The organism is Corynebacterium sp. MSK019 (genome assembly GCF_030232425.1).
Taxonomy (GTDB): domain Bacteria; phylum Actinomycetota; class Actinomycetes; order Mycobacteriales; family Mycobacteriaceae; genus Corynebacterium; species Corynebacterium jeikeium_D.
In genome coordinates, this window is record NZ_JASPJT010000007.1 from 7,079 (window position 1) to 33,082 (window position 26,004).

At 60.6% G+C, this 26,004-nt stretch carries 20 protein-coding genes; 4 read left to right on the plus strand and 16 right to left on the minus strand.

From position 1 onward, the window contains the following. Positions 1-113 precede the first annotated feature (113 nt). The 15 genes from argH to infC all read right to left on the minus strand — a co-directional run bounded on the left by argH (position 114) and on the right by infC (position 15,723). Entirely contained in the window at positions 114-1,553 is a 1,440-nt protein-coding gene (gene argH, locus QP982_RS06180) for an argininosuccinate lyase (RefSeq protein ID WP_049170381.1), read from the minus strand. A gap of 45 nt (positions 1,554-1,598) precedes the next feature. Beyond that, complete coding sequence (locus tag QP982_RS06185; RefSeq protein ID WP_016422894.1) at positions 1,599-2,798, minus strand: argininosuccinate synthase; 1,200 nt, start codon at positions 2,796-2,798, stop codon at positions 1,599-1,601. Between the two features lie 49 nt (positions 2,799-2,847). After that, positions 2,848-3,330 carry an arginine repressor gene (locus tag QP982_RS06190; protein ID WP_005511719.1) on the minus strand — a complete coding sequence of 161 codons (483 nt, stop codon included), beginning with the start codon at positions 3,328-3,330 and terminating at the stop codon, positions 2,848-2,850. A 4-nt stretch (positions 3,331-3,334) separates the two neighbouring features. Continuing rightward, positions 3,335-4,276, minus strand: coding sequence for an ornithine carbamoyltransferase (gene argF, locus QP982_RS06195; RefSeq protein ID WP_239271840.1), 942 nt, complete (start codon positions 4,274-4,276; stop codon positions 3,335-3,337). 6 nt (positions 4,277-4,282) lie between these two features. Beyond that, positions 4,283-5,488, minus strand: a complete 1,206-nt coding sequence (locus QP982_RS06200) for an acetylornithine transaminase (protein ID WP_049170375.1) — start codon at positions 5,486-5,488, stop codon at positions 4,283-4,285. 58 nt (positions 5,489-5,546) lie between these two features. Continuing rightward, entirely contained in the window at positions 5,547-6,440 is an 894-nt protein-coding gene (gene argB, locus QP982_RS06205) for an acetylglutamate kinase (protein WP_016422897.1), read from the minus strand. A 21-nt stretch (positions 6,441-6,461) separates the two neighbouring features. Then, positions 6,462-7,670: a bifunctional glutamate N-acetyltransferase/amino-acid acetyltransferase ArgJ gene (argJ, locus tag QP982_RS06210; RefSeq protein ID WP_016422898.1), complete on the minus strand. Its 1,209-nt coding sequence runs from the start codon at positions 7,668-7,670 to the stop codon at positions 6,462-6,464. Continuing rightward, on the minus strand, positions 7,667-8,707 hold the full coding sequence (argC, locus tag QP982_RS06215) for an N-acetyl-gamma-glutamyl-phosphate reductase (protein WP_284870314.1): 1,041 nt from the start codon (positions 8,705-8,707) through the stop codon (positions 7,667-7,669). The genes argJ and argC overlap by 4 nt, the downstream gene beginning before the upstream one ends. Before the next feature lie 180 nt (positions 8,708-8,887). After that, positions 8,888-9,724, minus strand: coding sequence for a trypsin-like serine protease (locus QP982_RS06220; protein ID WP_016422900.1), 837 nt, complete (start codon positions 9,722-9,724; stop codon positions 8,888-8,890). Between the two features lie 27 nt (positions 9,725-9,751). Beyond that, positions 9,752-12,244 (minus strand): phenylalanine--tRNA ligase subunit beta, encoded by a 2,493-nt coding sequence (pheT, locus tag QP982_RS06225; RefSeq protein WP_284837467.1) that lies wholly within the window; start codon positions 12,242-12,244, stop codon positions 9,752-9,754. A gap of 32 nt (positions 12,245-12,276) precedes the next feature. Next, the gene (gene pheS / locus QP982_RS06230) at positions 12,277-13,326 is read right to left on the minus strand and encodes a phenylalanine--tRNA ligase subunit alpha (protein WP_070429629.1); all 1,050 of its coding nucleotides are present in this window, start codon (positions 13,324-13,326) and stop codon (positions 12,277-12,279) included. 98 nt (positions 13,327-13,424) lie between these two features. After that, positions 13,425-14,255 (minus strand): TrmH family RNA methyltransferase, encoded by an 831-nt coding sequence (locus QP982_RS06235; RefSeq protein WP_070546574.1) that lies wholly within the window; start codon positions 14,253-14,255, stop codon positions 13,425-13,427. Between the two features lie 184 nt (positions 14,256-14,439). Further along, on the minus strand, positions 14,440-14,823 hold the full coding sequence (gene rplT, locus QP982_RS06240; RefSeq protein WP_016422904.1) for a 50S ribosomal protein L20: 384 nt from the start codon (positions 14,821-14,823) through the stop codon (positions 14,440-14,442). Positions 14,824-14,900: 77 nt separating this feature from the next. After that, on the minus strand, positions 14,901-15,095 hold the full coding sequence (gene rpmI / locus QP982_RS06245) for a 50S ribosomal protein L35 (RefSeq protein ID WP_005511726.1): 195 nt from the start codon (positions 15,093-15,095) through the stop codon (positions 14,901-14,903). 76 nt (positions 15,096-15,171) lie between these two features. Beyond that, a complete protein-coding gene (gene infC, locus QP982_RS06250) occupies positions 15,172-15,723 on the minus strand; it encodes a translation initiation factor IF-3 (RefSeq protein ID WP_172954614.1) in 552 nt (183 codons plus the stop codon). A gap of 411 nt (positions 15,724-16,134) precedes the next feature. On the opposite strand from infC, the gene QP982_RS06255 reads away from it, so the two are divergent. After that, the gene (locus tag QP982_RS06255; protein WP_284870315.1) at positions 16,135-18,606 is read left to right on the plus strand and encodes a DUF2339 domain-containing protein; all 2,472 of its coding nucleotides are present in this window, start codon (positions 16,135-16,137) and stop codon (positions 18,604-18,606) included. A gap of 1 nt (position 18,607) precedes the next feature. Here QP982_RS06255 and uvrA read toward each other — a convergent pair whose 3' ends face one another. Next, positions 18,608-21,460, minus strand: coding sequence for an excinuclease ABC subunit UvrA (uvrA, locus tag QP982_RS06260; RefSeq protein ID WP_284870316.1), 2,853 nt, complete (start codon positions 21,458-21,460; stop codon positions 18,608-18,610). A 139-nt stretch (positions 21,461-21,599) separates the two neighbouring features. Here uvrA and QP982_RS06265 point away from each other — a divergent pair, with 139 nt between their 5' ends. The 3 genes from QP982_RS06265 (at position 21,600) to QP982_RS06275 (ending at position 25,978) form a co-directional block, all read left to right on the plus strand. Beyond that, entirely contained in the window at positions 21,600-22,307 is a 708-nt protein-coding gene (locus QP982_RS06265; protein ID WP_070437629.1) for an MBL fold metallo-hydrolase, read from the plus strand. Positions 22,308-22,473: 166 nt separating this feature from the next. Beyond that, on the plus strand, positions 22,474-23,343 hold the full coding sequence (locus QP982_RS06270) for a DoxX family protein (protein WP_016422909.1): 870 nt from the start codon (positions 22,474-22,476) through the stop codon (positions 23,341-23,343). Between the two features lie 133 nt (positions 23,344-23,476). Then, positions 23,477-25,978 carry a HelD family protein gene (locus tag QP982_RS06275; RefSeq protein WP_284870317.1) on the plus strand — a complete coding sequence of 834 codons (2,502 nt, stop codon included), beginning with the start codon at positions 23,477-23,479 and terminating at the stop codon, positions 25,976-25,978. The last annotated feature ends 26 nt before the right edge of the window (positions 25,979-26,004 follow it).

Sequence of the window (26,004 nt, forward strand, 5' to 3'; positions counted from 1 at the left end):
CCCCCCCCCCCCCCCCCCCCCGGGCTGTAAAAAATCGGCGTGCGGTCGATTGACCGCACACCGATTAATTAGCTGCGTTAGCTGGGCTAGCAGGTTTGCTAGCTCTAGCAGCTTTAGCCGCGAACCGGCTTTTCAGCCCACTGCTTCAGCTCGGTATTCTTCTCGTCAACGCGAGCGAGCTGCTCTGCAACACGGACACCCGCGGTGCCGCCGCGAGTATCGCGGGAAGCGACAGCACCGTCAATAGTCAGCACTTCACGGACCTTCGGAGTCAGTGCCGGGTGGATACCGGCGAGGTCCTCGTCGGAAAGCTCGTCCAGACCGATACCGCCCTTGGACTCTGCGATGCGGACACACTGGCCGGATGCCTCGTGAGCGTCGCGGAACGGTACGCCCTCGCGGACCAGCCACTCAGCCAAGTCCGTGGCCAGGGTGTAGCCCGCCGGAGCGAGCTCGCGCAGACGGTCTTCGTGGAAGGTCAGCGTTGCCACCAGGCCGGTCAGGGCCGGCAGCAGCAAGGTTAGCTGCTCAACCGAGTCCACCAAAGGCTCCTTGTCCTCCTGGAGGTCACGGTTGTAGGCCAGCGGCTGAGCCTTCAGCGTGGCCATGAGCCCTGCAAGATTACCGATCAGGCGACCGGTCTTACCGCGGGTCAGCTCTGCCACGTCCGGGTTCTTCTTCTGCGGCATGATGGAGGATCCAGTCGACCAGGCATCAGCCAGAGTGACGTAACCGTACTCCGGGGTGGCCCAGTAGATGATTTCCTCTGCCAGGCGAGACATGTCCACAGCAATCTGGGCGAAGACAAAAGCCGCCTCAGAGGCGAAGTCACGCGAAGAAGTGCCGTCAATGGAGTTGTCCGTGGCAGAGTCGAAGCCGAGCTCTTCAGCAATGGCTTCCGGATCCAAGTGCAGCGAGGACCCTGCGAGCGCACCAGAACCGTACGGGGACACAGCCAGTCGACGGTCGAGATCGCGGATGCGGTCCAGATCGCGCAGCAGCGGATGCGCGTGAGCCAGCAACTGGTGGGCCAGCAATACCGGCTGCGCTGCCTGGGAGTGGGTCTTGCCCGGCATGATGGCATCCGGATGTGCCTTGGACTGAGCCACCAGGGCGGCAACCAGGTCAGTGACATCCAGTGCAACGCCGCGCACGGCATCGCGCAGCCACATGCGGAACAGAGTTGCCACCTGGTCATTACGGGAACGACCAGCGCGCAGGCGACCGCCGACCTCCGGGCCGACGCGATCAATCAGACCGCGCTCCATAGCACCGTGGACGTCCTCATCTGTCGGCTCTGGACCAAATTCGCCGGAGGCAACGTCGCGACCGAGCTGATCAAGGCCTTCGATCATGGTGTCAAAGTCGGCATCGCTGAGCAGCCCACGGGCATGCAGCACTCGGGCGTGGGCCTTGGACGCAAGAACGTCGTAAGGCGCGAGCACCCAGTCAAAATGGGTGGACTTGCTCAATGCGGCCATCGCCTCGGACGGGCCACCGGCAAAGCGGCCGCCCCACAGGGAGCCTTCGTTGGTACCGTGCTTTTCGACCATTGTCTTTTCCAATAGGCCTTTCGCTCTAGTCGCTCTGGAGAATCTTTACAGTTTGAAGTCGCGCTTTGCGGCCATCTTCGAGGACAGGCCGTGCAGCTCGACAAAACCGCGAGCCAGGGTCTGGTCGAAGGTGTCGCCCTCGTCGTAGGTAGCCAGGTTGAAGTCGTACAGCGAGGTGTTCGAACGACGACCGTTGACGTTGCAGTGACCTGCGTGCATGACCATGCGGATGTCACCGGAAACGCCCTTCTGGGACTCCTCGATGAAGGCATCCAGCGCGCGCTTCAGCGGCGAGAACCACAGGCCGTCGTAGACCAGGTTGGCCCACTCGCCCTCGACCTGGCGCTTGTAACGAGCCAGCTCACGCTCAACGGTGACGTCCTCGAGCGCTGCGTGTGCGGTCATGATGGCAATTGCGCCCGGAGCCTCGTAGATCTCGCGGGACTTAATGCCGACCAGGCGGTCTTCAACCATGTCCAGACGACCGATGCCCTGAGCACCAGCGCGGCGGTTCATCTCTTCGATGGCCTCAAGCACGGAAACCTTCTTGCCGTCGATGGCAGTCGGCTTACCGTCCTCGAAGGAGATGATGACCTCGTCCGGGGAGCTGAAGTTCAGGGTCGGATCCTCGGTGTACGCGTAGACATCCTTGGTCGGTGCGTTCCACAGGTCCTCCAGGTAGCCGGTCTCAATGGCGCGACCGAAGAGGTTCTGGTCAATGGAGAACGGAGAGGACTTGGACTGCTCAATTGGCAGACCCTTCTCCTCAGCGAAGGCAATAGCCTTGTCGCGGGTCCAAGCGAAGTCACGAGCCGGTGCAATAATCTTCAGATCCGGGGCGGTGTTAGCGAAACCAACCTCGAAACGGACCTGGTCATTGCCCTTACCGGTGCAGCCGTGTGCGACGTGAGTGCCACCAAACTCCTCTGCGGCCTTCGCCATGTGCTTAACAATCAGCGGGCGAGACAGTGCAGAAACCAGCGGGTACTGCTTCATGTAGAGACCATTGGCCTTGATGGTCGGCAGGCAGTACTCCTCGGCGAACTCGTCCTTAGCGTCGACAACGACAGCTTCGACAGCGCCGGCGTCCAGAGCGCGCTGACGCACGGACTCCATGTCCTCGCCGCCCTGTCCGACATCGATGGAAACTGCGACGACCTCGCCGTCGGTCATTTCCTTGAGGTACGGAATAGCAACGGTGGTGTCGAGGCCACCAGAGTAAGCAAGAATAACCCGGTTGGTCATAGGGTAAGCGCTCCTTTAATCGGTGCTTTAAAGCATTTCGTGGAATAGTTTACTGGTTCGTTCCGGCGGCTAGACGCTGGGCTAGGTCAGCGCCGGAAAGTGGTTCTCTAGCCAGGCACATTACGGTGTCATCTCCCGCAATTGTGCCAACGATTTCTTTGAGTCCCGCACGGTCAATCACACTGGCTAGATACTGTGCGGCTCCCGGTGGTGTACGCACAACCGCGATGGTGCCCGAATGATCAATGGAGACCAGCAGCTCGTCTAAAACGCGCCGCATCCTGGCCACTGCCCCGCTGGAGACAGCGAGTGCATCTTCGACGATGGAATACCGCGAACCGTTGGCTCCATCGCGAATCTTTCGGGCTCCCAGCTCATCGAGGTCTCTGGACAACGTCGCCTGCGCAATCTCAATGCCTTCGTCGGCAAGCAGCTCGACGAGCTGAACCTGACTGGACACGTGATGCTGCGCCAGCAGGTCAGCGATGCGCGTCTGCCGAGCTGTGCGAGATCCTGGTTGTGCTGCGGTCATGACCTTACTGCCTCTCCACCAGCCAGGTCAGCAACGCCTTCTGAGCGTGCATGCGGTTTTCCGCCTCGTCGAAGACTACCGACTGCGGGCCATCGATGACCTCGGCAGTAACTTCGTTGCCACGGTATGCCGGCAGGCAGTGCAGGAAGATGGCATCCTCATTTGCCTTGGCCATCAGCTCAGCGTTGACCTGGTACGGCAGGAACGGAGTACGCCGATCCAGGCCGTCGTTCTCCTGCCCCATGCTGACCCAGGTGTCGGTGATGACAACGTCGGCACCGGCAATGGCCTCATCGACGTCCGCGGTCACGGACACGGCCGCACCGGTCTGCTCCGCAACCTTCTTGGCGCGGTCGACGTAGACCTGCTCCGGCTGGAAGTCCTCCGGTGCACAGATGGTGACGTCCAGACCTGCGGTGGCGAAGCCCACGAGGTAGGAGTTGGCCATGTTGTTGGCACCATCGCCGAAGTACACAGCCTTCTTGCCACGCAGTCCCGTCTGGCCTTCCTCCGGGCACTTGTGCTCGATGATGGTCTGCAGGTCAGCGAGAATCTGGCACGGGTGGAACTCGTCGGAAAGCGCGTTGACAATCGGCACCGTCGCGGTTTCAGACATGGCCTCCAAACCGGACTGCGCGTAGGTGCGCCAGACAATTGCCGAGACAAAGCGGCTGAGCACAGCAGCGGTGTCCTGGTAGGTTTCGCCCTTGCCCATCTGCGAGTTACCGGTTTCGACCACAATCGCGTTGCCGCCCAGAGCTGCGATACCAGCGTCGAAGGAGAAACGGGTACGAGTCGACGTCTTGTCGAACAGCACCGCAACCGACTGTGGCCCCTCAAACGGACGTCGGGAGTACGGCGCTACCTTCAGCTCTGCAGCCAACTGCAGCACCTCAGCCTGCTCCTGTGGAGTCAGGTCATCATCGCCGAGAAAATGACGGAGCATCAGTTTCTAATTCCTTCCTTTGTTGGCGACAGCCTCAACGGCGTCGTTCAGGCAGGCATCAATCAACTCGACGGCGCGGTTGACTTCCTCATCGCTGAGGTTCAACGGCGGCACAATACGCAGCACATTCGCCTGCGGAGCGTTCAGAATGACACCACGTTCATAACCGGCGTTAACCGCTTCCTTCGCCAGGTTCTCGCGCAGCACCAGTCCAAGCATGAAGCCGCGACCACGCACGTGATCGACATGGCTTAACGACGCGAGCTTGCGAGCCAGGACCTTGCCCTTCTCGGTGACTCGATTGAGCAGCTTTTCTTCTTCCAGCGTCTCGATGACGGCCAGGCCGGCAGCGGCACAGACCGGATTGCCACCAAAGGTGGTGCCGTGCGCACCAGGAGTAAACAGTTCCGCTGCGCGGCCGTTGGCGATGACAGCACCCAGCGGCAGGCCGCCGCCGAGCCCCTTCGCCAGGGTCATAACATCCGGCACGATGCCATCGTGCTGGTGGGCAAACCACTGGCCGGTACGGCCGATACCGGTCTGTACTTCGTCGACAATCATGAGAACGTCGAAGCGCTTGGTCAGTTCGCGGACGGCAGCGAGGTATCCCTCTGGCGGTGCGACCACACCGGTCTCACCCTGAATTGGTTCCAGAATCACCGCAGCGACACCCAACGGATCGGATTCGATGGTCTTGGTGAGGAAGTCAATGTCACCGTACGGCACGAACTCGACTCCACCCGGCATCGGTTCGAACGGGGTGCGCTTGTCGGGCTGACCGGTCATGGCAAGTGCGCCCATGGTACGGCCGTGGAACCCGTGGTGGGTAGCGATAATGCGATTGCGCCCCGTCAACCGCGCCAGCTTGAACGCGGCTTCATTGGCCTCAGTGCCGGAGTTGCAGAACATAACTCGGGTGTCATCAGTGTCCCAGCCAGTGAGCTCAATGAGCTTCTCGCCCAGTGCCAGTGGTGGCTCAGAGGCGAAGATGTTGGACACGTGCCCCATCGTGGAAATCTGCTTGGACACAGCTTCCACGATGGCCGGATGTGCGTGACCCAACGCGTTGACTGCAATACCGGCGAGCAGGTCCAGGTATTCCTTGCCCTCGGAATCCGTGACAATAGCGCCCTTACCCTGCACAAGCTCAATGCGCGGCGTGCCGTAATTGTTCATCATCGTGTGTTGCCACTGCTGCTTGAAGTCGCTCATGTCGTCTTTCGACCTGCCTAACATGTATGTCGGTAAATTCTTGTCCGTCTTTTCTGCCTTATCCGGGCTCTACCATTGTGCCGATACCGCCGGAAGTCATCAGCTCCAGCAGCACCGAGTGTGGCTGGCGGCCGTCGATAACGTGGGCCGCAGGCACTCCCTGATCCACTGCGTTCAGGCAGGACTCCATCTTCGGAATCATTCCGGAATCCAGCGTCGGGAGGATTTCTCGCAGATGCGAAGTGGAAATCCTTGACACCAGCGAATCGCGGTTCGGCCAATCCGTGTAGAGACCCTCGACATTAGTCAGAATCACCAAACGGTTCGCGTTAATTGCCGATGCCAGTGCACCTGCTGCCGTGTCGGCGTTGATGTTGTAGACCTCTTTGCCATCAGCGGACGGCGCAATCGTAGAGACCACCGGAATACGTCCGGCATCAATCAGGTCCAATAGCGTTTCCGAGTGCACCTCGGTGATATTGCCGACCAGCCCGATATCTGTTTCCTTGCCGCCGACGTTTACCGTTCGTCGAGTACCAGTGAACAGGCCACCGTCCTCACCAGAGGTACCCACTGCATAGGGGCCGTAGGCGTTGATGAGGTTCACCAGTTCGCGGCCGACCTGCCCGAAGAGCACCATGCGGACAATTTCCATGACCTCCGGAGTCGTGACACGGAAACCGCCTCGGAACTCTCCCTCCAGCCCCAGGCGCTTGAGCATCGACGAAATCTGAGGGCCGCCACCGTGGACAACCACCGGCTTCACCCCCACGGTGCGCAGAAAAACCATGTCCTGCGCGAAGGCCTTCTTCAGTTTCAGGTCGGTCATCGCGTTACCGCCGTACTTGACCACCACAATCTTGTCGCGGTGGTGCTGCAGCCACGGCAGTGCTTCCGCCAGCACATGTGCCCGCTGTTCGAAGGACAGCCCTTCGGTCAACTGGTGAACCATTGCAGAGTCTCCTCAAAACCTTTACGACGAATATGCCGAGTTGATGTGAACGTAGTCGTGGGAAAGGTCAGTCGTACGAATCGTGGCCTCTTCCGGATTACCAGTACCGAGGTCAACCTCCACGGCAATGTCCTTGCCGGAGAGATCCACTTCACGAGCATCAGGCGTGCCACCGGTATCGCGACAGACTACATGACCGTTGAAGGAAACAGTGATGTGCTCCGGATCCATATCCACCGGTGCAGTGCCGACAGCCGCCAGCACACGACCCCAGTTCGGGTCCGAACCGAACATCGCACACTTGAAGAGGTTGTCGCGGCCGATGATTCGAGCAGCTACCAGAGCATCTTCAGCACCACCGGTGCCACGCACGGTCACGGACACACGCTTGGTCACGCCTTCGGCGTCCGACTGCATCTGGCGCGCGATGGAATCACACACACTGAGCACTGCCTGGTCGAGCTCCTCCTGCGAGGGCTTCACACCAGAGGCACCGTTGGCCAAAATGATGACGGTGTCATTGGTGGATGTGGAGCCATCAATATCTAGGCGGTTAAACGTAACCTCGCTCGCCTTGGCAATAGCCTCGTGCGCCATTTCTGCGCTTACCGACGCATCCGTCGTAATCACACCGAGCATCGTGGCCATCGACGGGCTAATCATGCCAACACCCTTGCCCATAGCGCCGACAGTGAATCCGTCACCATGCGCAACGGCCTGCTTTGCCACCAAGTCAGTGGTCAAGATGGCTTCTGCTGCAGCCGTACCTGCGGCGGCATCGCTGCCCAGATTCTCACAAAGCTTCGGCACACCTGCCAGAACAATGTCCATCGGCAGCCGGTCACCAATCAAGCCGGTGGAGCAGGTACCAATCTCGGTAACATCGACGCCGAGCTCATCTGCGACCTTCTGACAGACTTCGAGGGCGTCGGAAATACCCGGCTGACCATTGCAGGCGTTGGCATTGCCCGAGTTCAGCACCACAGCGGACAGCTTGCCGTCAGCGATGTGCTTCTTGGATACCGTCACCGGCGCAGCCTGGACACGGTTGGTAGTAAAGACAGCCGCAGCAGTCTTCTCCGGCCCCTGGTTTACGATGAGCGCCATGTCCGGGTTTCCGCTGACCTTGATGCCTGCAATGACACCACTGGCCACGAACCCCTGAGGTGCACATACGCCGCCTTCGTCACCAGCGACGTTGACGAGACCTTCTTTTTCTTCCTTCATCATGGGGCAACTCCTACCAATGGAAGTCCTGCAGTTTCATTCTGTCCAGTAACCAAATTCATGCACTGAACTGCGGCACCACCGGTGCCCTTTGTCAGATTGTCAATCGCCGAGGTCAGCACCAGACGCTTGGCGCGTTCATCTACCTCAACCTGAATCTGAACCAAGTTAGAGCCAATTACCGACTGCGTCTGCGGCTGCAGCCCTTCGGCCAACATCTGCACAAACGGCTCACCCTTGTAGAACTCGAGGTAGGCCTCCCGTGCGGTTGCCTCCGTCACCCCGTCGACAAGCGGAGCGGTGATGGTGGTGAGAATGCCGCGCGACGTCGGGGCGAGCACCGGCGTGAAGCTGACGGTGAGATCCTCTGCGTACGGCTTGAGGTTTTGTAGGAACTCTGCGGTGTGGCGGTGCTTGCCCGCAGTGTTGTAGGCGCGGAGATTGCCCATAACCTCGGACCCGAGCAGGGGCACAGCTGCCTTCTTGCCCGCACCGGAGGTACCGGTGACGGAAACAACGGACAGATCCGGCTTGACCAGACCCTTTGCAACTGCCGGCAGTGCCGTAATAGTCCCGCCAGTGGGGAAACAACCCGGCACAGCAATACGCTTGGAAGCAGCCACTACTTCCCTGTTGCCCGGCAGCTCCGGAATACCGTAAGTCCAGGTACCGGCGTGCTCCGAGCCGTAGTAGTGCTCCCACTCAGCGGCGTCCTGCAGGCGGAAATCCGCGCCGCAGTCAATAATCACTGTGTCATCCCCCAACTGCTCTGCAATCGCAGCCGAATGACCGTGGGGCAGACCGAGGAACACCACGTCATGCCCAGCGAGTGTGTCACCATTAGTCGGCTCAATACGGCGGTCAGCCAAAGGTGCCACATGAGGCATAATATCGCCCACACGAGCACCCGCGTTGGATGCTCCCGTTAGTGCGCCGATGGTCAGTTCGCCGGAAAGATACGCCGGGTGCGACAACAGGAGGCGGAGGATCTCTCCTCCTGCGTAACCGGTCGCACCAGCAATGGCAACGGAAATACTCATGCCAAACATTCAACACTTTTATTCACTGCGTTGCAAGATATTCATAGAATTCGTTGCCAAAGTGCTGGAATTCTATCGATGTGACGTGAGTGAATTATGAATATAACGCCGTCGTCGGTACATACATCTGGTTCGCCGAGCCGGCCATTCAATCAGCGCGCCGGATTACTCAACGCCGGACTATTCAACTACGACGCTTGGCTCCTGGCTCATCACGCCATCTGCCCACTGCGCCACCGATGACGTCGTGGTGTAGAGATAGTAACCCGATTCCTCCGGTGCCACGCTGCCATCAAAAGCCACCGCGCCCGAGAACACCGCCGCTAGCTGGCCGTCGATAAAAAGCGGTCCGCCCGAATCGCCTACCTGCAACGCCGCGGGGCGCTCCATGCGCGCCAACACGGAGTCTTCCCGCACGCATTGTTGATACTTCACCGGACACATCGAAGCGGTGACGGTCGCCGACGGCAGCGAGCCATCCGCAACATCGCCGAGCAGCGATCGCCCATAGACCGTGCCTGCCGTTTCTTGCTCCGAAAACGCTTGACGACGTTCCATTGCGGGATACCCCGGAAGAGCTGCGTCGCCCGCAAGGTGAACAAGCGCTACGTCACCGGTGGGCGCAATTTCCCAGCTATCGATAGGAACACGGTGGGAATCCTGACCGAAACCGACCTCTACTTCCCCAGCCTGCTGCGGGACATCACGCACGCAGTGGGCGGCGGTCATTACCCACTGCGGGGCGATTGCAGTTCCCGTGCAAAAGTTTCCGGTATGGGGACTGGTCTGGACCATGATTGACACCACGGAGTCCGCCGCCACACTAGGCGCAGCAGCCTCCCCGCCAACCAGCGCAGCCGCACTCGGCGCGCCGGTGAGCAACAGACCTGCCGTGACAGCAGCTGCAGCCACAGTCGCCGCAGGCTTCGCGCTGCTCACCGCGCGCACTCCAACGCGCTGCTCTCGTGCCTCTGCGCTATTCAGCCTGTTGCCGCGGTGCCGCAAGATGCCAATCATGGGTATCTCTCCCTGTGGTCTCCCCTTTTAGCCACGCAGCTGAGCGCCGTGACGGGTAGTGGCCAGCTCAATGGCCGCCTCGCGAGCCGCGGAAGCTTCCTCTTCCTTCAGCGTACGGTCCGGTGCGCGGAAACGCAGGGAGTACGCCAGTGAACGAACGCCTTCGCCCATCTGCTCGGAACGGTAAACATCGAAGATACGAATGGATTCGAGGAGCTCACCAGCACCCTCCACCAGAGTCTTCTCCACCTCTGCGGCGGAGACCTCATCGCTGACAACAAGCGCGACGTCCTGGTGGACAGCCGGGAACGGGCTGAGTACCGGCGCCGGCAGGTGCTCCGTCACTGGCAGTGCATCGAGATTAATCTCCATCGCGCAGGTGCGCTCCGGCAGACCAGCGTCCTTGCACACCTTCGGGTGCAGCTCACCGGCGTGGCCGACGACCTCGCCGTCGACAAGCAGCTCAGCGCAGCGGCCCGGGTGCCACGGCAGCACCTCAGCGTTACGGATCTCCAGCTCGACGTTGGCAGCGCGGGCAACAATGCGCGCGGCTTCGATGGCGTCGGCGACGGTGTACGCGGCCTCGTCACCCCACGGGCTATCCAGGCGGATACGACCGCAGGCGACAGTGGCGACGTGCAGCGGCTGCTCCGGCAGCGACTCCAGCAGCTCGGCGCGCTCGGCCTCGCTCGGCAGACCCGCGGTAGACGGCATCGGCGAGACACCGTTACCGCGCTCGATGGATACCTGCTCCACACCGTAGAGCGACAGGTCGACCTGGCCGCGAGCAACATTGCGCTTCAGCGATTCAAGCATGGACGGCAGCAGAGTCGTGCCCAGCTGAGCGTGGTCGGACTCCAACGGGTTGATGACCTTGACGGTGTTACGACGCGGGTCATCAGCGTCCAGGCCCCAGACGTCGAAGACATCGTTGGCAATGAACGGTGTCGGCAGAATCTCCAGGTAGCCATTGTGAGCCAGCGCGTGGCCGACGAAGCGGCGACGCAGCTGACGCTCGGTCAGACCGCGACCGGCCGGGGCGATTGGGAGGATAACCGGAATGTCTTCCAGGCCCTCCAGACGTAGGATCTCCTCAACCAGGTCAGCGGACATGGTCAGGTCCGAGCGCCAGGTTGGCGGAGTGACAGCCAGGCGGTCACCGTTGTCGACGACCTCGCAACCGACCTCGCGCAGGCGTCCAATGACGGTCTCACGCGGGTAATCAACGCCCGCAACTTCGCTGGCGCGGTTGACAGCAAAGTCAATAGTCGGCATGGTGGCAACCTCACCGAGCAGGGTGCGACCAGTGTCGATAGTGCCGCCGGCGATGTCAGCGAGCAGCTGGCAGGCCAGATCCAGAGCCGGCTCGACCAGAGCGGTGTCCACGCCGCGCTCGAAACGTCGTGAAGCCTCGGAGCTCAGCTTGTGGCGGCGACCACTGCGGAAGACATGCAGCGGCGACCAGTTGGCGGCCTCGAAGACCACATCGATGGTGTCGTCGGCGATTTCGGAGGTGAGACCACCCATGATGCCGGCCAGCGACTGAATACCATTGTCGTCGCAGATGACAACGTCTGCCGGGTCGAGCTTGCGGTCCACGTGGTCGAGGGTGGTCAGAGTCTCGCCGGCCTTAGCGTTGCGGATGTGCAGGCCACCAGCGATCTTGGAACCGTCGAAAGCGTGCATCGGCTGACCGAGCAGTAGCATCACATAGTTGGTGACGTCCGTGGCCACGTTGACCGGACGCTGACCAGCCAGCAGCAGGCGGCGACGCATCCACCACGGGGTCTCGGCGTTCGGGTCGATGCCGGTGACACGGCGCAGACCAAAGCGGCGGGTGTCGGTGTCCTCGTCGATAGTGACGTTCAGGACCTCACCTTCGACTGGCAGCTCGTTGACCTTGGCTGGATCGGCGAAGTCGAGGTTGAAGGCGGAGCAGATCTCGCGGCCCAGACCGCGGGCCGACAGCGCGTAACCGCGGTCCGGGGTGATGTTGACCTCGAACTTCTCGTCATCGAGACCGATGAACTCCTTGGCGCACGAACCCAGCTCAGCTGGGGCCGACGGCAGCGTCAGAATACCGGCGGAGGAATCGGTCATACCCAGCTCAGCTTCGGAGCAGAGCATGCCGTTGGAAACCTTGCCGTAAGTCTTCCGTGCGGAAATCTCGAACCCACCCGGCAGCACGCAGCCCGGCAGCGCGACGATAACAATGGAGCCCTCTTCGAAGTTGCGGGCACCACAGATAATCTCCTGCAGCTCGCCGGTGCCATTGGCATCACCGACATTGACCTGACAGAAGCGAATTGGCTTCTTAAAGCCCTCGAGCTCCTCAATGTGGTCGACGCGACCGAAAACCAGCGGCCCCTCGACCTTCTCCAGCGGCTCGTGCCCCTCGGTTTCAAAACCAACGCGGACAAAGCCCTCATCCAACTCGTCCGGGGTGACGGACCAGTCCGGGTTGATGGTGTTCTCTGGGCCGCGAACGATTTCAGTGACCCACGACTGTGGAATGAACATGTAAGTAAAACTCCTATCTGTAGGTCAGTGAATTAGCCGCGGATACCGAACGGCTGCGTGAAGCGGACGTCGCCTTCGACCATGTCGCGCATGTCGGTCAGGCCATTGCGGAACTGCAGGGTGCGCTCCAGGCCCATGCCGAACGCGAAGCCCGAGTACACCTCCGGGTCAATACCGGAGGCACGCAGCACGTTCGGGTTGACCATGCCGCAGCCGCCCCACTCGATCCAGCCGGCACCGCCCTTCTTGTTCGGGAACCAGACGTCAACCTCAGCGGACGGCTCAGTGAACGGGAAGTAGTTGGTGCGCATGCGGGTCTTGGTCTCCGGACCGAACAGCGCCTTTGCCATGTGATCCAGCGTGCCGCGCAGGTGCCCCATGGTCAGCCCCTTGTCCACAGCGAGTCCCTCCACCTGGTGGAAGACCGGGGTGTGGGTGGCGTCGAGCTCATCGGTGCGGAAGGTACGGCCCGGGCAGATAACGTAAATCGGCAGGTCACGTGACTGCAGAGTGCGAACCTGGACCGGCGAGGTGTGCGTACGCAGCACCTGCTTAGATCCTTCCGGCGCAATGTGGAAAGTATCCTGCAGAGTACGAGCCGGGTGATCCGGCAGGAAGTTCAGCGCGTCAAAGTTGAAGTACTCGGCTTCGACCTCTGGGCCCTCGGCGACTTCCCAGCCCATGCCCACGAAGATGTCACCGATCTGCTCGGACAGGATGGTAATTGGGTGCATACCGCCACGCTGGCCCCGCGTGGTGTCCACCGACACGTCGATACGCTCCGCGACCAGACGACGCGCGTTTTCCTCTTCCTCCAGCACCGCAAGTCGCTCTGCATAGTGCTTCTCGACGGCTCCGCGAACAACATTTACGCGACGACCAGCATCCTTGCGCTCAGCCTTCGGAATGGAGCCCAGCGCGCGGCGCGCCTGCGGAATGTAGCCTTCATCCCCCAAGTGCTCACGGCGGGCGGCAGAAAGCTCATCCAGGTTGCCGGCAGCATCAAAGGCATCCGTGGCCTTCTGCGCAGCCGCCTGGAGGGCGTCCTCGGAAAGATCGATAGGATTTGGCGAATCGCTCACGTGTCAACCACTTCTATATAGGACTATCAGTTCTTGTGATGGAACAATCATAGTCGAGGATAACTGCACACGTGCACGCACCTCACCATCGAGGTTTCCTACTTACCCCGGACCGTCTCCCACAGGCACATGGCCGCTGCGGTGGCGAGGTTCAACGACTCTGCCTCGCCCTTAATCGGGATGGACACACTTGCCCCCGCCGAGGCCGTAATCTCCTCCGACAGGCCATGGGCTTCGTTGCCGAAAAGCCAGGCGACGGGACCGTCGGGAAGCGCATCAACGCCGAGCGTGAGAGCGCCATCCATCGCCGTGGCGAGGGTGGTAAAGCCCGCTTCCCTAACTTTCTCCATAACGACGTCAATATCGCGCTCGCGTGCGACAGGGGTATGAAAAACAGAACCTGCCGAGGAACGCACGGCCTTAGAATTCAACGGGTCAACCGAATCGCCAGCAAGGATAACCGCGCCAGCGCCGAGAGCATCAGTCATACGCACAATCGTGCCGACATTACCCGGGTCATTGCACTCCACCGGAATCACCAAACAGCCGGACTGCTTTCCAACCTCAATCGCCTCTTCCAACGAAGTGGACACCGCATTGGTGTCGCAGACGGCGAAGAGTCCGGTGGTGGTGACAGTTTCGCTCAAAGAGCGGGCGGCGGAGTCGTCGATAAGCGAAACAGACTTGCGCTGCGTCCCCGATTCGAGATACCCCGTGAGCAGCTCGCGGAACTGCTCGGCGGCGGCAGCGGTGACGAAGATTTCCACGACAGCCTCTGCGCGGATAGCTGCATCGACGGAATTGAAGCCTTCGATGAGGAAGCGACCGGTCTTCTTCCGCTTGGCCGCACGGTGGAGCTGAATAGCCGCCGAGACTCGCGGAGTGCGAGGAGTAAACGGCTCGTCGTTGAAGTACAGCGCAGAGTTCATAGTGATTAATCCTAGTGATGCGGCTCGGGATTCATAACCGCCAGCAAGCCAGTGCGGATACGAAAAACCACCGCCGAGGTTATTCGTTAACCCAATCGACGGTGGTTTTTCAAAGATGTTGGCAGGCGCACTGCCAGTAAGCAGACGCTTGCCGACGCTACGTACGAGTTACCTCGTAGCTGCTTTACTTAGCAGCAGGAGCGTTGACGTCCTCCGGCAGAGCGTCCTTAGCGACCTTGACCAGAGCAGCGAATGCCTGCGGGTCGTTGACAGCCATCTCAGCCAGGTTCTTACGGTCAACCTCAACGCCAGCCAGGTTTAGGCCCTGGACGAAGCGGTTGTAGGTGATGTCGTTAGCGCGGGCAGCAGCGTTGATGCGCTGAATCCACAGACGACGGAACTGCCCCTTACGGTGGCGGCGATCGCGGAACTCGTAGGTCTTGGAGTGGAGCATCTGCTCCTTGGCCTTGCGGTACAGGCGGGAGCGCTGACCACGGTAGCCCTTTGCGGAATCGAGAACTTCGCGACGCTTCTTCTTAGCGTTAACAGACCGCTTCACACGTGCCACGGTGATACTTCCTTTTCGTTGTCTTTAAGAACTAGTGAAATTAAGAGGGCGATTGCCCTGGGACGAGACTTGAAAAATTAAGCCTTGCCCAGCAGACGCTTGACGCGCTTGACGTCCGACTTAGCAACGTCCGTGGTGCCCTTCAGGCGACGGGTACGAGTGGACGGCTTGCCCTCCAGGAGGTGGCGGCGGTTAGCCTGCTCGCGGCGCAGCTTGCCGGAACCGGTAACCTTGATGCGCTTTGCGGTGCCCTTGTGGGTCTTCTGCTTCATGTTAAAACTCTCCCCTACCGATCTTTGACGCTCGTGGCGCAAAAATCTCGTTTACAACCATTTCTGGTCAGGTCGGTTACTTCTTACCCTTATTCCGAACCGGCCCCAGGACCATAGTCATGTTGCGACCGTCCTGCTTCGGGCGAGACTCGACAATGCCGTACTCTTCGACATCGGCGGCCAGACGCTCCAACAGGCGGAATCCCAGTTCTGGACGAGACTGTTCACGGCCACGGAACATAATCGTGACCTTGACCTTCGAACCCTTCTCCAAGAAACGAACAACGTTGTTCTTCTTGGTTTCGTAGTCGTGGTCATCAATCTTCGGACGGAACTTCTGCTCCTTGACCACAGTCTGCTGCTGGTTCTTTCGAGCCTCGCGTGCCTTCTGGGCTTGTTCGTACTTGAACTTGCCGTAGTCCATAATCTTGGCGACCGGCGGCTTTGCTCGCGGAGCAACCTCAACCAGGTCAAGGTCTGCTTCGTAAGCGAGCTTGAGTGCGTCACCGGTGCGGACAACGCCCACCTGCTCACCATTCGGTCCTACAAGGCGGACTTCCGGTACTCGAATATCCTCGTTAATACGAGCTTCAGCGCTGATGTGGCCTCCTAGGTTGAACCTGAACAATCTTCGTTTCAAACCGCGATAGCAAGCGGGAAAGGAAGAAAAGCCACGCGTCTACAGCGGATTACTACACACTGTATAAGGACGCCTTCCAATCGTGCGATGTGACATCACCGATTAGGGTGGACCCCGGCGCTACCGTAATTCTTTGGCGCACCTAGGGTGGGACTTAAATCCTCTTCGCTGCCGAATGCAACTAAATGCTCCCCGAAGGCAGCAAGCATCGCATTCTGGCGGTCGTAGACGAGATGTTAACACAGCTGTTCTCGCATACCAAAACCGGCTCTCACTCCGGGTTATTCACCATCGGCACCCGACGCGATACCAAGCGTCAAAAAAGTGCAATCCGAATTGTAATCAGATTGGTAGATTCTCTCCATAGTTTTTAGGCCAAACACGATTAAAGTCGTCACCATGAATACTGGCTCCAACGGCTTTGGCCCTAAAGCCGAGAACACCGATCCTAATCAGCATTCCGCCCGATACGACAAGCCACCGACCGGCGATTTTGTCCTGACCGGCGACTCCGTCTCAGAGCTTTCCCATGCTCTGGCAGATTTGGAGGCCAGCTCGCTTCGGCTGGCTCAGCTCACCCGTACTTGGCAGGTGCGCCTTTCTCAGGCAAGCGGGCAAGCGCCGACTGGACCGCACGCGCCTCACACTACGGGAGCGGAATCTGCGCCAGCACCTCAAGCGCCGCCCCATGCTGCACCTCAACGGACACCTCAACACAATCCGCAACCGCCGCCAGCGCCCAGTCCACCACTAGAGCAGGCGCCTCCTCCCCGTTGGGCACCGCAGGCTGAGCAGACACTGACCACACCGCAGTATCCCCAGCAGCCTCAGCAGATGCAGGTGCCACCACCGCCAACGCAAGCTGACTGGCGGAACCAACCAGCACCCCTGCCACAGAGCGACGCAACTGCGCAGCCGATGTTTGGCTTCCCCTCTGCCCACCAATGGCGGCGGGATTCAAAGTCACCACAGTCTTCTCCCTCGTCACAGTCTTCTCCCACAGACTCCACCCCGCCACCGAAGCTGCCAGAGGCATCGCGCGAACCTCGCGAGCCCTGGTGGCGCAACGAGAAGGCAATCATCAGAATCATCGCCATCTTCGGTGGTCTCATCACCGCTGCCGGTATCGCGTTTTTCGTCGCGGTCGCAATCCAATCCGGCCTGATTGGACCGGCCGGTCGTGTGATCCTGGCTTACTTGTTGGCCGCCGTGCTCGCGGTCGCGGCTGTGCGAGCGCACCGTCGTCAAGCACCGCCTGCTGGCGTGACGGCGTTGATTGCGACATCACTAGCCGCTGCGCACCTGACAACGATGTCGATGTCCTACCTCCTCGACTGGATTCCGGTGGCGGCGACGCTGGTCATCATGTTGCCTTTCGCTGCAGTCGGTCTATACGGCGCGCGGTGGACGAAGTCGAGTGCAACCGCGGCGTGGACAATCACAATCAACACCGGATTAATGCTGTGGGCGACGATCGGCCTCGACTTCCACGCCCGCCCGCTGAGCTCCTCGCTCGCGCAAATCACCCTTCAACTGATGGTCATCGCCGCTATCGTCTGCCTCCTGAACGTCCCCTTCCGGAAGTACGTAGTCGCATTCCTGCTCGGCGCAAACGTTCTCATCGGCGTAATCACGACCAACAATGCACTGGTGATGCCCGCAATCGCCGCACTCACCATTGCCCTTTTCGTGTTTGCCCAGTTCGGCCCGCTGGCGATGGCTCGCCAACTCACTCCCGAGCTTGACGACGAGCCTTCGGAAACCAGCACCTGGGAAGACGATCTGGTCACCATCACGTCAGTAGTTGCCTTCTCGACTCCGGTTGTAGCTGCAGTCCCAATGGTCAACGCCACACAGTCCGCCTCCAGCCTCTGGCTGCTGTTCTACGGCGGATTCGTGCTGTTCATCGCAATTGCTGCAGTATTCCTTTGGAACCGTGCCATCTTCCGCTATCTCGCCCCAATGGCCTTGGCCACGGCAATTCTGCCCTGGCTAGCGCTCGCGGTGGCAGGCCCGGAAAGGAGCTCAGGAGCCGATACTGGAACCCACACTTGGGGTCTCATCCCAATCTCCATCGGTGCCGCGCTCTTTGTCTGGGCGCTGGCCACAGCACCGAAGCACGGCGCGATTGGCGCACGACTACAGGCTCCTGAACCAACCCAGGATGCCGTGGCACCATATACAAAGATTGCGGCACTGACCTGGCTGCTCGGCGCAACGGTAGTACACCTCTACATCCTGCCCGCAGCGTTGAATGCCGGTGCCGCAGCTGATTACTCGGCAACGTGGGCAGAAACGCTTTCGCTGTTGTTCCTGCTGTGCGCCGATGTCGGCCTGGCCGTGACGGCAGCGAGGTCGCAGCTACCGCCAGCTTTTGCACTGATTGGCCTGGCTACACTGGGTATGCCATTTATCGTGCTGCTCACGACTATTGGCGTGAGCTTCAACGCCGCACACATGTTGCTGAGTATTTTCTGGGCCACGATTGCCGGCATGCTGGTGCTATCGAAGAGGTTCCACCACATTCCGGCGCGACTGGCAGCGGGTTTGACGATTGCGGCGCTGTCTATCGTCAAGCTGATCTTCTACGACATGGCAACGCTCGATGGCGTTATCCGCGCCTTGGCGTTCCTCGGCTGTGGTCTGATTCTGCTGGCCATGGCGGTCTCCGGGGCGAAGCAGAAGAGTGCCGAGGAGCCGGCGGCACCGGAGCGTGACGGCACCGCCAGCGATACTGACGCTGCCGGCGCTGCTGCCGACGCTGCCGGTGCGAGCGGCGCAGCAGATGCCGACCCCGCTGCTGACAGAATGGAAGGCATCACCCGCACCGACGGTCCTGGAATTTCCGACGGAAACGAGCCGACTACCTAAGCTACTTAAGCAGCGGCTTCAGGTACTGCCCGGTGTGGGAGCCGGAACAGTTCGCGACATCCTCCGGCGTGCCCTCTACAACCACGGTGCCACCGCCGGAGCCGCCTTCCGGCCCCATGTCGATGATCCAATCCGCAGACTTGATGACATCCAAATTGTGCTCAATGACAATGACGGTGTTGCCCTTGTCCACCAGGCCCTGCAACACCAACATGAGCTTGCGGATGTCTTCAAAATGCAGCCCCGTGGTCGGCTCATCCAAGATGTAGACCGTCCGGCCATTGGAGCGCTTCTGCAGCTCACTGGCCAACTTCACGCGCTGAGCCTCACCACCCGAGAGCGTGGTTGCCGCCTGCCCGAGACGGACATAGCCCAGGCCGACGTCGACAAGCGTATTGAGATAACGCGCAATCGACTGAATCGGCTCGAAGAACTCCGCTGCCTCGGAGATGGGCATGTCCAGAACCTCAGCGATGGTCTTGCCCTTGTAACGAACCTCCAGCGTTTCGCGGTTGTAGCGCGCGCCGTGGCAAACCTCGCAAGGCACATAGACGTCCGGCAGGAAGTTCATCTCAATCTTGATGGTGCCGTCGCCCTTACACGCCTCACAGCGGCCGCCCTTGACGTTGAAGCTGAATCGACCGGGCTTATAGCCACGAACCTTGGCCTCTTGCGTCTCGGCGAAGAGGTTGCGGATCTTGTCGAACACACCGGTGTACGTCGCTGGGTTGGAACGCGGGGTGCGACCAATCGGCGACTGATCAACTTGCACCAGCTTGTCCAGCTGATCCAACCCCTCCACGCGGCTGTGTCGACCCGGCACCTGACGAGCACCGTTGAGCTCGTTGCTCATCACCTTGGCCAGGATTTCGTTGACCAAGGTGGACTTGCCGGACCCGGAAACACCCGTAACGCAGGTCAACACGCCGAGGGGGAACTTCACGTCAATCTTCTTCAGGTTGTTTTCGCGAGCGCCCTTGACCGTCACCATGCGCGATTTATCAATCGCACGACGGTTCTCCGGCACCGCCAATACCCGACGACCCGAGAGATACGCACCTGTCAGTGATTCCTCGCAGTCAACGATGCCAGACGGTTCACCCTGGTAGACGATTTGTCCACCGTATTCACCGGCCTTTGGCCCAATGTCGACCAGCCAATCGGCCTCGCGAATCGTGTCCTCATCATGCTCGACCACAATCAGGGTATTGCCCAGGTCGCGCAGGTTTTTCAGAGTCTTGATTAGACGGTTGTTATCACGCTGGTGAAGACCAATCGAGGGCTCATCCAAGACGTAGAGCACGCCAGCGAGCCCCGAACCAATCTGTGTGGCCAGACGAATTCGCTGCGCTTCACCACCGGACAGCGTGCCTGCCGAACGAGACAGGGACAGATAATCCAGGCCAACGTCAAGCAGGAATTTCAGACGAGCCTGCACCTCACGCAGAACACGCCCGGCAATCATTTCCTCGCGCTTGCCCAGAGTCAGCGAATTCAGGAATGCCGAGCCATCGTGAACCGATAGCTCTGTCAGCTCGGCAATACTCTTCTGCCCGAACTCCGCCGAATCCAACGTCACCGAAAGAATCTCCGGACGCAAACGAGTACCGCTACATGCCGGGCACGGCACCTCACGCATGTACCCCTGGAAACGCTCCTTCTGAGAGTCGCTCTCCGCCTGTGACAGCTTGCGGTGCAGGTACGGCATCACGCCTTCGAAAGGTGCGGTGTACTGGCGAGTACGGCCGTAGCGATTGCGGTAACGCACCGTGACCTTGTGGCTGGAACCATGCAGCAGGGCCTTGCGCTGCGGCGCTGTGAGGTCTTCGAAAGGCGTGGTCGGGTCGAAGCTCATCTCGGTGGCGAGGCCTTCAACCAGCTTTTCAAAGTACTTCTTGTTCAGCGTCTGCCGCCACGGCGCAATCGCCTCAATCGTCGGCAGCGACGGATCTGGAATCACCAGGTCCGTGTCCACCTCCAGCTTGGTACCGATACCGTCACACTCCGGGCACGCACCATACGGCGAGTTAAAGGAAAACGACCGTGGCTCCAACTCATCGATAGCAATACGGTGCCCATTCGGGCAGGCCATCTTCTCCGAGAACCGCTGGGTTCGACGCGGGTCGTCCGCCTCTAGCCCGACGGCGTCGATGACCACGACGCCGTCGGCAAGCAGAAGCGCCGTTTCGACGGAATCGGTGAGCCTGCGCTGCTGCGACTCCTTCACCTGGAGACGGTCAATGACCACGTCAATGTCATGCTTGACCTGCTTCTTCAGCTTCGGCGGATCCGTTAGACGGTGCATTTCACCATCGACGATGACACGCGCGTAGCCCTCGGATGCGAGGCGTTCAAACAGGTCGACGAATTCACCCTTGCGCGTGCGCACGACGGGTGCGAGGACCTGGAATTTGGTGCCCTCCGGCATTTCCATGACCTGATCGACGATCTGCTGTGGAGTCTGTGAGGAGATTACTTCCCCACAGGTCGGACAGTGCGGAGTACCGGTGCGCGCGTAGAGAAGACGCAGGTAGTCATACACTTCAGTGATGGTTCCGACGGTCGAGCGCGGGTTGCGGTTCGTCGACTTCTGGTCGATCGACACCGCCGGCGAGAGCCCCTCAATCATCTCTACATCGGGCTTTTCCATCTGCCCCAGGAACATGCGCGCATAGGAGCTCAGCGACTCCACGTAACGGCGCTGGCCCTCGGCGAAAATTGTGTCAAATGCCAGTGACGATTTACCCGACCCCGACAGACCTGTGAAAACCACCATCTTGTCTCTGGGCAAATCGATGTCAACACCCTGCAGGTTATGCTCGCGGGCGCCTCTGACCACTAGACGTTCAGCCACAGTGGGAAACCTCAATTCGTCGACGATTCACTGCCGACTAGTCTACAGTCCATAACCAATTTTTCGCACATGTGTTCAGAGACTCGTGGTTACGTTGCGCTCCTAGCGCGCCGACAGACACCTCATTACCCTGGGGCGCATGAACGACGACATTACAATCAGCCCTTACTCCAACTCGCCGAGAACGCGCGGCGTTGAGCGCATTGACTACGGCAATGTCACTATTTATAAGACCTCCGTCGGATCGATGGACAACAACGTCTACCTTTTGGTCGACTCCCGCGAGCCCGACAATTCCCTACTTATCGACGCCGCCACCGACGCCGACCATCTAATCCGCCTGGTTGAGCACGTCGGCGCGCAGGTCCGCACGATTGTCACCACGCACTCCCACGGCGATCACGTTCAGGCGCTCGGCGAGCTCCTGCAGTCATTCCCGGCCCGCCACATCACGTCCAGCCTCGACGCTGCCGACATTCCCGAGCCCGCCGACCAGCAGCTCGACGGCGGCGAGACCATCACGTTCGGCGAGGACATCACGCTGCCCACGTTCATCCTTCGCGGACACACCAAGGGCGGCCTCTGCCTCGACCTGTCCGCCAAGGAAGCCGGCGCGCTTTCCGACGACACCCCGTCACACCACCTCTTCGTCGGTGACAGCATCTTCCCAGGCGGTGTCGGCAAAACGTACTCGCCCGAGGATTTCACGCAGCTTATCGACGATGTCGAGAGCCGTGTCTTCCGCGTCTACCCCGCCGACTCGGTGATTCACCCCGGCCACGGCAAAGACACCACAGTTGGTGTCGAGAGCCCCGAGGTCGAGAACTGGCGCCAGCGTGGTTGGTAGCGCTGGATGAGCGTGGTCGGTAGTGCTGGATGGTGCCGCAGCTTCTGAAAAACTTGTCATTCCCGCGACATAAATAGGCCGGGCTGCGTAGGATTAATAGTGAATTACAGCGACCAGATGGCCAAAAACACGGTTTCACCTGGACGACAAAGGAGATGGAATTTAGATGATTCGCAAGTTTGCCCGACCAATGCTGGCCTCGGTTTTCGTTGCCGACGGTGTCGACACGCTGATGAACCAGAAGGATCATGAAGAGGGCGCACGCGACCTGATTGCCCGCGTCCGCTCCGTAACCCCGAACCAGTACAACAAGTACGTGCCAAATAGCGAGAAGCTGGTTGTCCAGGTCGTCGCTGGCACCAAGGTTGCTGCGGGTTCCCTCTACGCTCTGGGTAAGGCCCCACGCCTGTCCGCCACCGCTCTGGTCGCTGCACAAGTTCCGACGATGCTCGCTCGCCACGCATTCTGGGAAACCCAGGATTCGAAGGAGAAGGCGGCTCGCCGCACTGGTTTCCTGACCGACATCGGTTTGCTGGGCGGCCTCTTCCTGGCTACTGCTGACACCGACGGCAAGCCGGGTGTCGCTTGGCGCGCTGAGAAGGCAGGCAAGCAGCTGAACAAGAAGGTTCAGGCTGCCCTGCCGACCAAGTCTGAAACCGAGCAGCGCACTGAGGAAATCAGCGCAGCCTTCGCTTCCGCCGGCGAGAACGTCCGCGAAAAGGCCGGCCTGCTCCGCGACCGCGCTTCTGAGGCCACCGATGGCGCTCGTGAATACGTCGAGGACAACAAGGACGGCTGGCGCGAGCAGCTCACCGACGCCTTCGACACCGCTAAGAGCTACGTCGAGGACAACAAGGACGACTGGATTGCCAAGGCCACCGAGCTCGCTGAGGACGCGCGCGACTATGCCGAGGACCTGGGCAAGGATCTCAAGAAGGACACTCGCAAGCAGCGCAAGGAACTGCGCAAGCGCGCAGCCAAGGCTTCCAAGGAGGCCAAGAAGTCCGCAAAGAAGGCGCAGAAGCGCCTGCAGTAAGTTTGCTGCCGCAGTTAAAGCGGTATACTTAAACGCTCCCCACGCCACTACGCGTGCGGGAGCGTTTTCATATTTTTATATTCATTCAGCACATCAGTTAGCACTAATTTTGCGATTCGTTGAGGAGACCAGGTTGGCGTCGCGCGCATCCGAGCCCGGGCAGGACCAGACAGGCCGCATTGGCCACACTGGCCAGGCAGGTCTGCCGGACCAGGCAAGTTCAGCACCACAGCGAGAAGAAGAAAGCATCCTTGCTGCCGAACAGGCCTACGTCGACCGTGCGTTCAGCTTCCTCGACCGGGCACGCGAGCGCGACCAAGAGTACCTGCGCCAGGTCATGCTCATCGACGACCCAGACCCGCAAGCCCGCGTTGAACGCGAGGTGGAATACCACCGACTACAGGCTAATCTGGACCGCTACCGCTCAGCCGAGATCGGCCTGGTCTTTGGTCGAATCGATATCGATGACACAGATCCCGACAATCCTTTGGCAGAGGAAGGGCCGGGGGCGACCGTCGATAAGCGATACATCGGGCGAATCGGCCTGTCCGATGAAAACGACGACTACCGCACGGTCATCATGGATTGGCGTGCCGACGGCGCGCGCCCGTTTTACCTGGCCACGACCGCGCATCCCGAGGGAGTCAGCCTGCGCCGACACCTGCGCACGCACGGCCGGAAGGTCCGCAGCATTGACGACGAATGGCTCTCCGGCGAGGAAGCCGACAGCGCACACGAGACCGAAGTTGAAGCGGGCGTCGGTGGCGAATCGGTGCTGCGGGAGGTCATGAATCAAGCGCGCACCGGCCATATGCGCGGCATTGTGGAGACCATTCAGCGCGAGCAGGACCTCATCATCCGCGACTCCACCCGCGGCACTCTGGTCGTCCAGGGCGGCCCCGGCACGGGCAAGACGGCGGTGGCGCTGCATCGCGTCGCATGGCTTCTCTACACCTACCGCGATCAGCTGGCGAAAACCGGTGTCCTCATCATCGGCCCGAACACAACCTTCCTCGACTACATCTCCCGCGTGCTGCCGAGCCTCGGCGAAACGGGCGTGGTGCTGACCACCATCGCCGATCTCTACCCCGGCGTGCGCGGTTCCGACGCGCTTATCGACGGACACAACCCCGAACCCTTGGTTGCGCAGGAAGTTAAGGGCTCGATTGAGATGCTCACGATCCTGCGTGAGGCCGTGCGGGCCTACCAGGAGCTGCCCGCGGAACCTCTTGAGGTCCGGAACGACAACATCACTCTGACCATCACGCCGGAGATGGTGAAAGCCGCGCGGACGCGTGCGCGGAGGACTCGTAAACCCCACAATCTGGCTCGCCCGATTTTCCGCGATCACGTGGTGGAACTGCTGGCCGCACAGATGGCCGAGGTCATCGGTGCCGATCCGCTGGGCGGCGAAAACCTCCTGTCCGTGACCGACATTGCCGATCTACGCGACGAAATCGACGAATCCGGAGCAGTTGCCGACATCCTCGATGAGCTGTGGCCTGCGCTTACGCCCGAGCGGGTGCTGTCGGAGCTGCTGAGCTCTCGCGAGGCCATCGACTACGCCGCCACCGATTACGACGAGCTGACGCGCGAGGCTCTCTACCGGCCGGAAGGCACCGACTGGATGCCTTCCGACGCCCCGCTTCTCGACGAGCTGGCGGAACTCCTCGGCCCAGTTGGTGACGCGGAGGCCGATGAAGAGGATTGGCAGGCCCGCGTCGAGGAAGCGCAGGGCGCGTTGGATACCCTGTCCAGTTCTGCGTCCCAGGATCTTGACGACGGCTTCGAGGCCGAGATCTTGTCAGCGTATGACGTCATCGATGCCGAGGCACTGGCCGAACGCCACCGTGAGCGCGACCTGCGATCCACCGCCGAGCGGGCGGCGGCGGATCGCCTGTGGGCCTACGGCCATGTCATCGTCGACGAGGCTCAGGAACTCTCCGCGATGGCCTGGCGAATGCTGCGCCGCCGCAGCCCCAACGGCTGGATGACCCTCGTCGGCGACGTGGCCCAGACGGGCTCCCCCGCAGGTGCCGCGACCTGGGATGATGTGCTGGAACCCATCATCGGCTCGAGGTGGCATCTCCACGAGCTGACCGTCAACTACCGCACCCCAGCTGAGGTGATGGAGGTCGCCGCCAGCGTCCTGGCCGAGATTGATCCGGAGCTGGAGGCACCGCAGTCGATCCGCGCGACCGGCCGCAAGCCTGTCCAGGCTCGCACCGTGACGGAGGCTCTGGCGCATGTGGAGCAGGTTGCGCAGCCGGACCGCCTGGCCGCTGTAATCGCGCCCGCCGAATTGCTCGAAGCCACGCGCGCGGAGGTGCGGGAGTTCCTCGGTGGTGGAGCTGGTGGAGCTGGTGACCCTGATGGTGCTGGCGGGGCTAGTGCCGCCGATGACGCACCTGCTACTCGCCCCAGCAAACTCACCAACTGCGCGGTCTACGACATCACGACCTCAAAAGGCCTGGAATTCGACGAGGTCATCGTCGTTGCGCCCGACCAGATTGTGGCGCAATCCCCACAGGGGCTACAGGACCTGTACGTTGCACTGACTCGTGCGACCCAGGGGCTAATTGTTGTGGCGCCTCAGCAGTCGGGCGTTTTGCCGGAGCTGCAATGGTTAGAATGACGAGGATAGTGCCGTACAGAATGAGT